This is a genomic window from Candidatus Chlorobium masyuteum (assembly GCF_011601315.1).
Classification (GTDB): Bacteria; Bacteroidota; Chlorobiia; order Chlorobiales; family Chlorobiaceae; genus Chlorobium; species Chlorobium masyuteum.
Genome location: NZ_JAAORA010000001.1, coordinates 510,001 through 523,208 on the forward strand (window position 1 = coordinate 510,001; position 13,208 = coordinate 523,208).

At 51.0% G+C, this 13,208-nt stretch carries 12 protein-coding genes (1 of these 12 running past the window's edge); 3 read left to right on the plus strand and 9 right to left on the minus strand.

Annotation, left to right across the window (positions count from 1 at the left end):
• Positions 1 to 1,565, plus strand: the 3' portion of a protein-coding gene (katG, locus tag G9409_RS02265) for a catalase/peroxidase HPI (RefSeq protein WP_166807455.1). It extends 634 nt beyond the left edge of the window; the window shows 1,565 of its 2,199 coding nt (coding positions 635-2,199); the start codon falls outside the window, past its left edge; its stop codon occupies positions 1,563 to 1,565.
• A gap of 159 nt (positions 1,566 to 1,724) precedes the next feature.
• On the opposite strand, the gene bchL is transcribed toward katG, so the two are convergent.
• The 6 genes from bchL to yihA form a co-directional block, all read right to left on the minus strand.
• On the minus strand, positions 1,725 to 2,552 hold the full coding sequence (gene bchL, locus G9409_RS02270; RefSeq protein WP_006366588.1) for a ferredoxin:protochlorophyllide reductase (ATP-dependent) iron-sulfur ATP-binding protein: 828 nt from the start codon (positions 2,550 to 2,552) through the stop codon (positions 1,725 to 1,727).
• A gap of 34 nt (positions 2,553 to 2,586) precedes the next feature.
• Positions 2,587 to 4,194 (minus strand): ferredoxin:protochlorophyllide reductase (ATP-dependent) subunit B, encoded by a 1,608-nt coding sequence (locus G9409_RS02275; RefSeq protein WP_166807237.1) that lies wholly within the window; start codon positions 4,192 to 4,194, stop codon positions 2,587 to 2,589.
• Between the two features lie 39 nt (positions 4,195 to 4,233).
• Positions 4,234 to 5,496, minus strand: a complete 1,263-nt coding sequence (gene bchN, locus G9409_RS02280; protein WP_166807238.1) for a ferredoxin:protochlorophyllide reductase (ATP-dependent) subunit N — start codon at positions 5,494 to 5,496, stop codon at positions 4,234 to 4,236.
• A 115-nt stretch (positions 5,497 to 5,611) separates the two neighbouring features.
• Complete coding sequence (locus G9409_RS02285; RefSeq protein WP_006366585.1) at positions 5,612 to 5,932, minus strand: MTH1187 family thiamine-binding protein; 321 nt, start codon at positions 5,930 to 5,932, stop codon at positions 5,612 to 5,614.
• Between the two features lie 18 nt (positions 5,933 to 5,950).
• Positions 5,951 to 7,255, minus strand: coding sequence for an adenylosuccinate synthase (locus G9409_RS02290; protein ID WP_166807239.1), 1,305 nt, complete (start codon positions 7,253 to 7,255; stop codon positions 5,951 to 5,953).
• Positions 7,256 to 7,266: 11 nt separating this feature from the next.
• A complete protein-coding gene (yihA, locus tag G9409_RS02295) occupies positions 7,267 to 7,845 on the minus strand; it encodes a ribosome biogenesis GTP-binding protein YihA/YsxC (RefSeq protein ID WP_166807240.1) in 579 nt (192 codons plus the stop codon).
• Positions 7,846 to 8,133: 288 nt separating this feature from the next.
• Here yihA and cysS point away from each other — a divergent pair, with 288 nt between their 5' ends.
• Entirely contained in the window at positions 8,134 to 9,582 is a 1,449-nt protein-coding gene (gene cysS, locus G9409_RS02300) for a cysteine--tRNA ligase (protein ID WP_166807241.1), read from the plus strand.
• A gap of 105 nt (positions 9,583 to 9,687) precedes the next feature.
• Here the strand turns inward: cysS and G9409_RS02305 are convergent, their stop codons facing one another.
• Entirely contained in the window at positions 9,688 to 10,809 is a 1,122-nt protein-coding gene (locus G9409_RS02305) for a mannose-1-phosphate guanylyltransferase (RefSeq protein ID WP_166807242.1), read from the minus strand.
• A 178-nt stretch (positions 10,810 to 10,987) separates the two neighbouring features.
• Here G9409_RS02305 and rsmG point away from each other — a divergent pair, with 178 nt between their 5' ends.
• Positions 10,988 to 11,650 carry a 16S rRNA (guanine(527)-N(7))-methyltransferase RsmG gene (gene rsmG / locus G9409_RS02310; protein ID WP_166807243.1) on the plus strand — a complete coding sequence of 221 codons (663 nt, stop codon included), beginning with the start codon at positions 10,988 to 10,990 and terminating at the stop codon, positions 11,648 to 11,650.
• Between the two features lie 62 nt (positions 11,651 to 11,712).
• Here the strand turns inward: rsmG and rplQ are convergent, their stop codons facing one another.
• Both rplQ and G9409_RS02320 read right to left on the minus strand, forming a co-directional pair.
• Positions 11,713 to 12,171 (minus strand): 50S ribosomal protein L17, encoded by a 459-nt coding sequence (rplQ, locus tag G9409_RS02315; protein ID WP_006366579.1) that lies wholly within the window; start codon positions 12,169 to 12,171, stop codon positions 11,713 to 11,715.
• Positions 12,172 to 12,219: 48 nt separating this feature from the next.
• Positions 12,220 to 13,203 carry a DNA-directed RNA polymerase subunit alpha gene (locus G9409_RS02320; protein WP_006366578.1) on the minus strand — a complete coding sequence of 328 codons (984 nt, stop codon included), beginning with the start codon at positions 13,201 to 13,203 and terminating at the stop codon, positions 12,220 to 12,222.
• Between the last annotated feature and the right edge of the window lie 5 nt (positions 13,204 to 13,208).

Here is a 13,208-nt window from a genome sequence, read left to right on the forward strand (position 1 = left end):
CCGCCGTGCAGATGGGGCTGATCTACGTCAATCCCGAAGGGCCGGACGGGAAGCCGGACCCTGTTGCCGCAGGCAGAGACATTCGAGAAACCTTCGCGCGCATGGCCATGAACGACGAGGAGACCGTAGCACTCGTCGCCGGAGGGCACACGTTCGGCAAATGTCACGGCGTCGGCGATCCGAAACTGATAGGCCCTGTACCCGAAGCCGCTGACATCGAGGAGCAGGGGCTTGGCTGGAAGAGCGGCTACGGCAGCGGGAAGGGGGACGAGACCATGACCAGCGGACTGGAAGGCGCATGGACGCCCGACCCGATTCATTGGGATATGGGCTATTTCGGTATGCTCTTCAAATACGAGTGGGAGCTGACCAAGAGCCCGGCCGGCGCATGGCAGTGGAAACCGAAAGATGTAGCCGAGGAGGATCTCGCACCGGCGGCCCACGATCCGTCTAAACGTGTGCCGACCATGATGTCCACTGCAGACCTTGCGATGCGTATGGATCCGGTCTACGAGCCGATTGCACGGCGGTACTATGACCATCCTGACCAGTTTGCTGACGCATTTGCGCGCGCATGGTTCAAGCTGACCCATCGCGATATGGGCCCGCGATCCCGTTATCTCGGCAACGAGGTTCCGGCAGAGGAGCTGATCTGGCAGGATCCGGTACCAACAGTCGATCATGAGCTGATCGGCGATGGAGAGATCGCAGAACTCAAGCAACGGCTCCTGGCCTCCGGTCTGACAATTCCGGAACTGGTCTCGACAGCCTGGGCATCGGCCTCCACCTTCCGGGGTTCGGACAAGCGTGGCGGAGCCAACGGCGCACGTATCCGGCTTGCGCCACTGAAGGAGTGGGAAGTCAACCAGCCGCTGCAACTCAAAAAGGTGCTGCAGATACTCGAAGTAATCCAGCAGGATTTCAACAGCTCCGAGACTGGAGGAAAAAGGGTTTCGCTTGCCGATCTGATCGTACTGGGTGGATGCGCAGCTCTCGAAGAGGCTACCGGACGTGCCGGCTACCTCGTAACCGTTCCCTTCACACCGGGCCGCTCGGATGCCTCTCAGGAGCAGACCGACGTGGAGTCATTTGCCGTGCTCGAGCCGCTCGCTGACGGGTTCCGCAACTACACCAAACGAAAATACAGCCTGTCGGCAGAAGAGATGCTGGTTGACCGCTCGCAGTTACTGACACTTACCGCTCCGGAAATGACCGTGCTTCTGGGCGGCCTTCGTGTGCTGAACGTCAATTTCGAACAGTCGCCGCATGGCGTTTTCACCAAACGTCCGGAAACGCTCACCAATGACTTCTTTGTGAATCTGCTCGACATGGGCACGGAGTGGAAACCGATCTCGCAAGAGCAAGACAAATTCGAAGGTCGTGATCGCAAAACCGGTGAAGCACGGTGGACTGCCACCCGCGTTGACCTCATCTTCGGCTCTAACGCCCGCCTCCGGGCCATTGCGGAGGTGTATGGAAGCTCAGACGCCCGAGAGAAATTCGTGACCGACTTTATTGCCGCATGGAACAAAGTGATGAATCTCGATCGTTTCGACCTCACCTGAAGGTCAACAGCCAAATTAATCCCGTCAGGAATCGATGGATAGCCTCCTATCCCTCAGCCTGCCGGGATTTTTCTTCTATCGCTCCTCTTCGACTTTCCCCTTGAACGCAAAAAGGCAGCCCGAAAGCTGCCTTTTTTAAGAAAAGAGAAGAAACCGAGCTTACTGCCAGCCGCCGACCATGGCGAATATTTCACGGTCGCCGATCGGTACGGGCACTGCTGCTACCGGATTTTCCTGGATGAGGAAATCGGCAATTTCGTTGTATGGCTTGAGGCACTCTGGTTTGTCTGGGGTGTCATCCATGGCAAACATGGTTTTTCCGGCAAACCGGCTCTTGCGGATCAGTTCATGGTAGGGCACTTTGGCAAGCAACCTTGTGCCTACCTTCTCGGCAAACTGGTCGAGCATGTTGGTGCCGCCGCCGGTGGTGTAGTCAACTCGGTTGGCAACGATACCGGCAAGTTTCACCTTGTAGCGTGCACTCTTCTGCTGGATGGCCATGCAGAGGCGGTTGGCGGCAAAGATGCTGTCGAAATCGTTGGTGGCAATGATGATGGCATAGTCGGCATAGTTCAGGGGGGCGCTGAAGCCGCCGCAAACAACGTCGCCAAGCACATCGAAGAGGATCACATCATACTTGTCATACAGGCCGAGCTCCTGGAGCAGGGTGACAGATTCACCGACGACGTATCCGCCGCAGCCGCTTCCGGCAGGAGGTCCACCGGCTTCAAGACAGTCAATACCGGCAAAACCGGTTTCAATAATATCCTCCGCACTCAGCTCCTCGTGATGAAAATCCACCTCTTCAAGAGCCTCGATAACGGTTTTCTGCAACTTCCCGGTAATGGGGAAGGTGCTGTCATGTTTCGGATCACAGCCAATCTGAAGTACCTTGGCGCCTTTCAGGGCAAGTGCCGCCGAAATGTTGGCGCTGGTGGTGCTTTTTCCAATACCGCCCTTGCCATATACCGCTAATACTAAACTCATAATGATATCAGAGAAAATGATTGAAAGTTAAACCTTACCCGCCGAGTGACTCTTTTGCCTGGCGGAAAACCTCTACAGAGACCTGTGTTGCACCGTTTTCGCGCGCAAAGGTCTCGGTGTTCTTTCTTACCTTCTTGCGGACAAAAAACGGAACTTTTTTCAGCATGGTTTCGGCATCGTCAGTCCAGATCATATCACCATCACCGGAAACCTGTTCCGATTCAGAGGTAACTCCATGGGCTGCCTGGCCGTTGCCCGTGGAAACAGCAGAGAGTGCTTCATGAGGCTCACCGGAAGGGGAGCTCTCCTCGTATTCCAGACCGGCATCACCGAAAAAGTCGATCAGGTGCTTTTCAAGACCGAGTTTGCATGAGAGATAGACTCTGTCGGCAATAACGTCAGAGCCGTCAAAGCCGAAGAAGGGATAGTAACCGAGCAGATGATTTTCAATATGGGTCGGGGGGCAGACCACCATACAGGGAACATCAAGCTTTCGGCAGCTGTGGCGCTCCATCTGGGTACCGCAGACCAGATCGGGCATCTCCTCATCGATCAATTTCGAGACATCCTGGAACTTGTCGGTCACCATGAGTTCACCGGGAAGGTACCCTTCAAGCTCCTTGCGTACCCAGTCGGCATGCTGCTCCAGATAGGTGCCGGCACCGATAATCTTCATGCCGAGCTCATCCTTAAGAAACTTCACAATACCGACCGTATGGGTTGCGTCGCCGAAAACAAACGCCCGCTTGTTGCTGAAACTCTCCATATCGGCGGTTCTTGCAAACCATGGAACACCGCTCGGAGCATTGATGCCGTCGAGTGAAAAGTTGTGCAGCTTCGGCATCGTAATCGTTGGCACACCACGTTCAGCGCAGGTAATGTTGAGCTGCTCAATTACTGAGCGGAGCCATGCAAGGGTGGGTTCAACACCGATAGGTGCCTCATAGATCGCAGGCATGGCAAATTTGTCGGCAAGATATCTGGCCGCCGTGGTGCCGATTTCACGGTAAGGAGCAATATTGAGCCATGCCGCAGGCAGCTTGCCGAGATCGTCAATTCCTGCTCCCCAGGGAGCCACAACGTTAACCGTAACACCGAGAGTCTGCAACATCCGGCGAAGAGAGGTGAGGTTGGCTCGCAGGTGAAATCCAAGTGAGGTAAAACCGAGCAGGTTCACTGAAGGAACTGCGGTTTTTTCCTGTGGGGCGGCATAACGCTTGACCAACTCGGTAAAGAGCCCGTCTGCTGCCTCATTTTCCGAAACCCTGAAGGGGTTGAGAGCATAGACCAGCAGCTTCTCCTCCGGTACACCGGAGTGCAGCGCCAGCTGGTTGAGATCCTCCTGGAGCAGTGCGGTACTGCAGCTCGGAGCAATGACGGTAAGATCGGGATGATAGTGGTGCTCAACCTGCTGCAGTGTTGAAGGAAGCCGGGATACTCCCTGGGCAAGATCCCGTCCGCGGACAACGCTGATTGAGAGGCCCGGAAATGCCGGTGTCCGTTCAAGCATGGTGTAGGTTGCCGTGATGTAATCATCTCCCTGGGGAGCATGATAGACGGTGTGAACCCCTTTCATACTGTTGGTCACCCGGCTGATACCGTGAAGGGCTGTGCCCTCGTAGAGCCAGAAAGCTAAGCGCATACTTGTAAAACGTTTGTTATTGCATTTTCCTTCAGTGAATTATTCAGCGCTCGGCATGACCCCTTCAAGCCACACCTCCTCGTCAAACGCCGGCAGCAAACTGCGGCGCTGGAGCGGTGAAACAAACAGATTGGCCAGAGGAAAGACACCCGACCAGCTATGAATAGAGGTCAGCATGAACTCCATACTCCACTTCACAACAAATCCATGACCGACAAACGGGTTGGCTGTCATCAGCGATGTAACAATAAGGTCCGGCTTGATGCGTTTGACATCCACAAGCTGTCGATGGAAGTTCGGCTGTTCGACCACGCGGACGCCTTCAAGCGCCTCAAGCTCACGTGAATGAAATTTCTTGTTGATGTAGGCACTGCTGCACTCCACAACGTCAGCTCCGGCATTTTTCAGGAAGCGTCCCAGCGGCAGCTCCAGCATGGTATCAGCAGTCAGAAATACCTTCTTGCCCTTGAGCAGATCGGTCTGTTTGCGAATCTTCTCCCATGCGGCTTTTTCGCGGTCACGAAGATCGACCGTGATACCGAATTCCCGGGCGAGATCCTCCCAGAACGCTCTGGTTCCGTCAGGACCGAAGGGAAAAAGCGAGTTAAGAACGCGGGCACCCCTTTCACGGGCAAGCTTGACGGCAACCCTTGAAAGGTATGGCTGGATCGGAGCCAGTACGGTATCAGGACCAATCGCAGGCATCCTGTCAAAACGGGATTCAGGAAGAAAACCGCCTACAGCAATACCAAGCTCTTCGGCCTCAGCCCTGAGGTCATCGGCTGTGGCATCGTTGACTGATCCGAGAAAGACAACCTTTTTCTCTCCGGCTGGTGCTTCAGGACAGAACGGTACCAGTGCATGGAGCACCGAATCCTCCGCCTGGGTAAAGTTATAGACCAGACCGCTGGCAGGGACAAAGAGCACCGGAACATCCGGAGTGCTGAGATGGTGGGCAAGACCCTTGAAATCGACCTTCATCACCTCGGGTGTACATGACGAGAGAAGAAAGATCACTGAAGGGTGATGATCAGCCTTTATTTCACGGAGAATCTCCTCAAGGGTAGGCTCACTCTTGGAGAGATCACCCTCCTCAATAAGGGCAATGCCAAAACGGGGTTTGGCAAAGATCATCATGCCGAGAGCATTCTGCAGAAAATGGGCACAGGTATGTGTACCGAGAATGAGAAAAAAGCTGTCCTTGATCTTTTGATACATCCAACCGACACAGGCCAGGCCGCAAAAACTGTGTGTAACGTTATCTTCCTTGATTATCTGAACATCACCGGGAACCTGCATCATGAAGTATCTCCTCCTGATTGTTACTGCCCGCTGGTAACACCCTTCAGAGGGCGTGAAGAGGCGTTACAACGGTAAACTTAAAGAAACTGAAGATAAAATATTTTCGGTAATCCCCCTACTCATCCAACGCTCTCTCTGAGGCTATTTTTGCTTTAACGGAAGCGGTTTTCTCACCAAGACGAACTGCCCGATCCCGGCGGTCATCAATTTTTATAACCGTATAGACCCGCCTTCCTCCTTTGCTGAACGAATACTCATGGAGCTTCTGAGCCAGATCAAACAGGAGCGGTGCCGGTCCTTCAACCGTGGTCCCCATATCATGCAGCCTGAAACTGCAGCCGCTTTCAGCAAGAAGCTCCTGAAGGCCGGCGACAAAGCCGCTCAGGCTCCCCTCCCTGCTGTCAAGGGGAATAACGGCAATATCCATCAAAGCCATAGCAAACAGTTCAGGATGTTATCTGAAAACAGTCTCGTTGCGGCCGGGCCCGACAGAAATAAAGGTTACCGGAACCTGCAGTTCACGCTCAAGGAAAGTGACATAGTTCTGTGCTTCAGGCTGCATATCGGAGAATGTCCGGGCATCCGCATTTGAAGCTTTCCACCCCTTCATTGTGGTAAAAACCGGCTTTACTCTTGAAAGAGTCTGATGATCGGTCGGAAAATCATGGATCTCTTTGCCGTCGAGCATATAGGAAGTACACACCTTGACTTCGTCAAAAGTGTCAAGTACATCGAGCTTGGTCAGCGCAATTTCAGTAACACCGTTAACGGTTAGTGAGTAGCGCAGGGCAACCAGATCAATCCAGCCGCACCTGCGTTTTCGTCCTGTCGTGGCACCAAACTCATGACCGATTCTGCCGAGCTGTTCGCCGGTCTCATCATCAAGTTCAGAGGGGAATGCGCCATTGCCGACTCTGGTCATATATGCCTTGCTGATTCCAATCACCTTGCCGATATAGTTTGGAGCGATGCCGGATCCGGTACAGGCTCCACCGGATGTGGGGTTCGAGGAGGTCACATAGGGATAGGTTCCGTGATCCACGTCGAGCAAGCACCCTTGTGCACCTTCGAGCAGAACCGTTTTTCCCTCCCTGAGCCGACGGTTCAGGTAGAGCTGGGTATTGGTAACATAGGGGTCGATAATCTTGTCGAACTCCTGATACTCACGCACCATCTCCTCAACATCTACCTCCTCCTTTTCATAGATATTTTTGAACACCTTGTTCTTGGCGGCAAGGTTCTCCCGGATCTTCTCCTCAAGCACCTGCGGATTAAGCAGATCAACAACCCTTATGCCTTTGCGGGCAAACTTGTCTTCATAACTTGGTCCGATTCCACGACCGGTCGTACCGATCTTCTGGTCACCCTGGGCGGTTTCGTGCAATGAATCAAGCAGTTTATGGTAAGGCATGATCAGGTGGGCATTGTGACTGATAAACAGCCGCCCTTTAACGGTGAAACCAAGCTCCTCGACTTTTTTAATCTCTTCAAGCAGCGCGACAGGGTCAATAACGACACCATTACCGATAACACAGACACACCCTTCGTTAAAAATGCCCGAAGGTATCAGGTGCAGAACAACCGTTTTATTATCGAAACAGATGGTATGACCGGCATTTGCCCCACCCTGGTAACGGACAACGATATCGTACTTGTCCGAAAGGTAGTCTACGAGCTTTCCCTTGCCCTCATCACCGAACTGTGTGCCGACTATGACGGTTGCAGACTGGGACGGTGTAATGAATTGTTTTGATTCCACGACAATTGGTTTTAACGGATATAATTATCTAAATGAGCAAGCAGCTCACTCTTTCCCTTTCCGGAAAAAGATGAATAATTTACAATAAATTTGGCTTTCGCCGCGCAACTTTCCATAATCCGCCGGGTCTTTACCATCTCCTTTTGTGTCAGCTTGTCAAACTTGGTCAGCACAATACCATATGGCCGCTCATGATACTCAAGAAAACCCAGCATTGCCCGGTCAGACTCCATAGCCGGATGGCGGGCATCGAAGAGCAGAACGACCAGTGATATACTCCGGCGCTGCTCTATGTATGAGGAGAGCAGATGACCCCAGGCCGCTTTCTGTTCCTGGCCGACGGCAGCATACCCATAACCCGGAAGATCAACGAAATAAAACTCCTGGTTGATCAGAAAATAGTTGATCAGTCTTGTTTTTCCAGGTGTTGAGCTGGTTTTGGCAAGAGCTTTCAGCCCGGTAAGAGAGTTGAGAAGGGTCGATTTTCCTACATTGGATCGGCCCGCAAAAACAATTTCAGGAGTGGATTCTTCCGGCAGTCCGGAAAGAGCGGAAACACTTATGTGAAAGGCAGCACTGGTAATCTTCATACAAAAAGAGCAATCAAAAGGGGTGCCCATAAAAAAGAGCAACAAAAAGGAAGCTAAAAACCTTGCGTTAAAAACCCAAATGTTTAACTTTCATCCGGCTTTTTACGTATTACATCCCGGCTTCACTATAAATTGTCATGAGCGGCTTGAGTGCGAGGCGGACGGAGCGCAGAAACCGGAGTGTACACGGAGTACATGAGGATTTCGAGCATCGCCCGACGAAGCAATCGAGTTGCGCAATAAATTTAGCGCGGTGCCCATCCTCCAAAAAGGAAGAACAAGCAGAAGATGTCACTCTTCATATACAACTCACTCAGCAGAACCAAAGAGCAGTTTGAACCCCTGCACCCTGGATTCGTCAGCATCTATGTATGCGGACCAACCGTCTATGGCCACTCCCATCTTGGTCATGCAAAAAGCTATGTCTCTTTTGACGTTGTCGTACGCTGGCTGCGTCACTGCGGGTATCAGGTAAAATATGTCCAGAACATCACCGATGTTGGCCACCTGACCGATGACGCCGATGAGGGTGAAGACAAGATCATGAAGCAGGCCCGGCTTGAAAAAACCGACCCCATGGAAATCGCGCAGTTCTATACCCGCAGTTTCTATGAGGATATGGATCGGCTCGGCATTCTCCGGCCCAATATTGCTCCTGCAGCGACCGCCCATATTCCTGAACAGATTGCACTGATTGAGCGCCTGGTGGAAACTGGTCACGCCTATGAGGTCAACGGCAACGTCTACTTCTCCGTAGAGTCGTTTCCCGGATACGGCAGATTATCGGGACGAACCGACATGGAAGCGCAGCAGTCCGGTAACCGGGTGGAAGTGCGCTCTGAAAAACGCCACACATCTGATTTTGCGCTCTGGAAAAAAGCTGAAGAGAACCATCTGATGAAGTGGCGATCCCCCTGGGGTACCGGTTATCCCGGCTGGCACCTTGAGTGTTCGGCCATGTCGATGAAGTATCTCGGCGAAACGATTGACATTCACGGTGGCGGGATGGAAAACAAGTTTCCACACCATGAGTGTGAAATCGCCCAGGCTGAATCTGTCACCGGAAAACCCTACGTCAGGTTCTGGATGCACAACAACATGGTGACGGTCAACGGCATTAAAATGGGTAAATCCCTGAAGAATTCTGTCAACCTGAAGGAGCTCTTTTCAACCTTCGATCCGATTGTCATCAGATTCTTCATCCTGCAGTCGCATTATCGCTCACCCCTCGACTTTTCGGACGTCGCAATCCGCGCTTCGCAAACCGGCCTTGAAAAGCTTCATGAAACCTACCGGCGTCTTATAGAAACAAACTCCGGAAGCGGCATGTTTGCTGTTGAACCTTATCTAGACCGCTTTAACGAAGCGATGAATGATGATTTCAATACTCCTATTGCCGTTTCGGTTCTTTTTGAGTGTGCAAAAGCACTCAATACGGCTCTTGACCGGAGTGAAGGAGTATCGGAAACCGCAAGAGAGCAAGCCGGGAAATTTCTGGATATGGCGGGAACAGAGGTTCTCGGAATCCTGCAGCCCGGAGGCAGGTCCGGTGATAAACAGAGTGAAGAAGCGGGTAAAGCACTTGAGGGGGTTATGACTCTCATTCTTGAGCTTCGTGCAGAAGCCCGAAAAAACAAGGATTTCGCGCTCAGTGACAAACTGCGTGACCGGCTGCTTGAAGCGGGAATCGAAATAAAGGATACCAGGGAAGGTGCTACCTGGTCAGCAAAATCCTGATCCGAGGAGGATCAATACAAATCGTTGTGAGCGGTGTGACTACAAGAGGATTTTGAGTACCGCCCGTCACAGGAATCACTCCGCGCAACAGATTTGCTTATAACACTACAGGTATTGCTGCAGCCCCTCCCTCCTCAGCACATCGGCTACCTCTCCTACTCGATGAGAGAGCCCTTTGTTGCAGACCAGCAGTGCATCCTCTGTATCAATAATAATAACATCACTGACTCCTATGGTACAGACAATCTTGCCCGCCGGTTTTCTGACATAGATATTCTCACAATCTATCTGCACCAGACTTTTCCCGGAGTTGACTTCACCAAGCAGTGCGCGACTCCCGGCAACCTTCATCACCTCATCCCAGGAGCCAAGGTCGGTCCAGCCAAACTCACCGGTCAGCATTAACACCTCTTCAGCCTTCTCCATAACTCCCACATCTATTGAAACAGGGTGAATCCAGGAGTAGACATCCTCTATAACTTTCTGCTCTTCAGAAGTGCCAAGATGATGATAAATATTGAGCAGATCCTTGTGGAGATCAGGCATTGAACGTTCAAATGCCAGAGCGATGGCGTCGATATGCCAGATAAAGACCCCGCTGTTCCAGAAAAAATCCCTGCTTTCAAGAAAATGAACCGCCGTCGTATAATCAGGTTTTTCCGCAAACGCCTTTACCTTGAAGAACCTGAAATCATAACCTCCCGATAATGCCGCCGGAAGCGGTAGCTCCTCATCAGCCTGGATATACCCGTAAACCGTTTCAGGCCTGTCGGCGTTTATGCCAATAGTAACAAGAGCATTTCTTTCTCTCGCCATCTCAATACCTGCATCAACAATGGTTATAAATGCATCCTCATCAAGAACAAGATGATCGGAAGGGATTACCACCGTAATGGCATCGGGATCCCTTTTTTTGATATGTGCAGTTCCGAGTGCTATACACGGGGCTGTGTTACGGCTTGAAGGCTCAACAATGATATTTTCAGGCAATATCCCGCATGGATTATCCAAAAGCAGCTTACGACCGTTTTCTCCGGTTATAACCAGAATATTCTCATCCCTGACGGAACGCCTTATTCGCTCAACCGTTTGAGCAATCATGGTCCCTTCATCAAAAAGATCAAGAAACTGCTTTGGGATTTTTTTTCTCGAAACAGGCCACAGATTCCTGCCTGCACCCCCGGCCATTATCAATGCAAATACATGATGAGTCGAAGCGTCTTTCATGGATCCTGATTTCCTGTCGAATTAATAGTGCGGTGCTCACCGTTGAGCTGTTCATGAAATTTACGATTATTTACAGGCAAATGGATTGCTATGAACAGGTGATTGTCAAGTCTCATTTGTCATTCATCCTAAAATGTCGTTTTTTGGGGGTAAACCACTGAACAGAAGGATTACCTTGATGGAACAATTGCATGATGAGTTAACAACACTGCAGGCATTATGTGCAGAACACTCTATAGAACTTGATACCGCAAAGCTTGAAAAGCTGGTGCATTACGGCCACCTCCTCGAAGAGTGGAACCTTAAGGTAAACCTGATCAGCCGCAAGGAGGATTCGCCTGTCATCATCAAACATATCTTTCATTCAATTCTGATAAGCAGCTATCACTCGTTCAGAAAGGAGGAGAGAGTGCTTGATCTCGGCACAGGAGGGGGGCTGCCGGGAATACCTCTCTCAATTGCATTTCCCGATACCCGATTTCTGCTTGTTGATGCAACAGGTAAAAAAATCACAGCCTGCCAGGCTATGATCAAGGAGCTTGGCATCAACAATGCCATAGCGATGCATACCAGGGTGGAGGAGCTGAAAGGGGTTGTATTCGATACCGTACTCTCAAGACAAGTTGCACCTCTTGAGCAACTTTGCCGGTATGCAGCAAGATTGTTGAAGCCCGATGGCACGCTTATCTGCCTGAAGGGCGGAAACCTCGACAGGGAAATTTCCAAGGCAATCGAGTCGAGGGAAAAGAACAACGGGTTGCCGTTGACCGTAGAGCTTCACCCGATCAGCACCGTCAGCTCAATTTTCTCGGAAAAACAAATAGTCATTGCCCGGAGATAGCGTCTATCTGTAAGGCAATGACTACTATATTTTCAAAACAGGGCGGTGCAGTCAGACCTCTGTCAGGCTGTTGCTGCTGCTGCTGTTTCTTCTGTCTTCTTGGAGCCTTTAACACGTTTTGCACGATCCTGCTTGCCTGCTTTTGGGGCTGCGGGATAGGCTTCCACATAATCAACAAGCTCGATAACGGCCATTTTTGCTGCATCACCAAAACGGGGAGCAAGTTTGATAACCCTTGTATATCCACCGTTACGAGTGCCGACTTTGGCAACAATCTCTTCGAAAAGAATTCTTATTACCTGCTTGTCGCGGATATCCTTGAAGATTTCGCGCTGTGCATGAACAGTACCAACACGAGCTTTGGTAATGAGCTTTTCTGCTACGCGGCGCAACTCCTTTGCCTTTGCCTCAGTCGTCTCAATACGCTTGTGGAGGAACAGCTGTGTCGACAGGTTGCTGAGCGTCGCCTTTCTATGGGCAGCGGTTCTTCCGAGTTTTCTTGCCGGCTTAACTTTACGCATGACTTGTTTCTGTTCTCAATATTTCTAAAAATCGGTAACTGTACTTTTCTACTTCATCTGATACTTGGTAATATCCATACCAAATTTCAGGTCAAACTTTTCAAGCTGCTCCTTCAGTTCCGTCAGGGATTTCTTGCCGAAGTTCTTGTAGTTGAGCAACTCATCCTCCTTGCGTGAAACCAGATCACCGATGGTATCGATTTCAGCAAGCCTCAGGCAGTTATGTGAACGTACCGAAAGGTCAAGGTCTTCGATCTTGGTGTGCAGCAGTCTGCGCATGGTCTCAAACTCATCATCCTGCTGTTTGAACTCCTCTTCGGTAAACTCCTCTTCTGTTGGCGAGAAATTCGCAAAAAAGGTGACATGATCAGTGATGATCTTGCCGGCAAGACTGATAGAGTCATCAGGGGTTACGGAGCCATCGGTTTCAACATCAAGAATCATCTTCTCATAATCAGTACGCTGGCCTACACGGGTATTCTCAACGGTAAACCTGACATTTCTGATCGGAGTGTAAATGGCATCAATAGCAATATATCCAATAGGCATTCCTTCGGGTCTGTTCTCCTCAGCAGGTACATAACCACGTCCACGTCCAACATAAAGGTCGATTTTCAGGGTTGCACCGGCATTGACCGTAGCAATATGCATATCCTTGTTCAGCACCTCAAACTCGCCTTCCTGGGCAATAATATCACCGGCCGTAAACTCCTTTGGACCGACAATGGCCAGCGTGGTCTTGCAGTTTCTTTTACAGGTGGACTTGAAACGAACCCTCTTGAGATTCAGCACAATTTCAGGCACATCCTCGCGAACGCCATCAACTGCGGCAAACTCATGAAAAACGCCATCTATTTTCAGACCTGTAATTGCAGTTCCCGGAAGTGAGGCAAGCAGAACCCGTCTCATAACGTTCCCAAGGGTAACGCCGTAACCGCGCTCGAGCGGCTGAGCGATGAACCTGCCGAAACTGTCAGTATGATTGGCTTCGTCAACCTCTATTTTTGCAGGCATCTGCATCTGGTATATCATAGTAT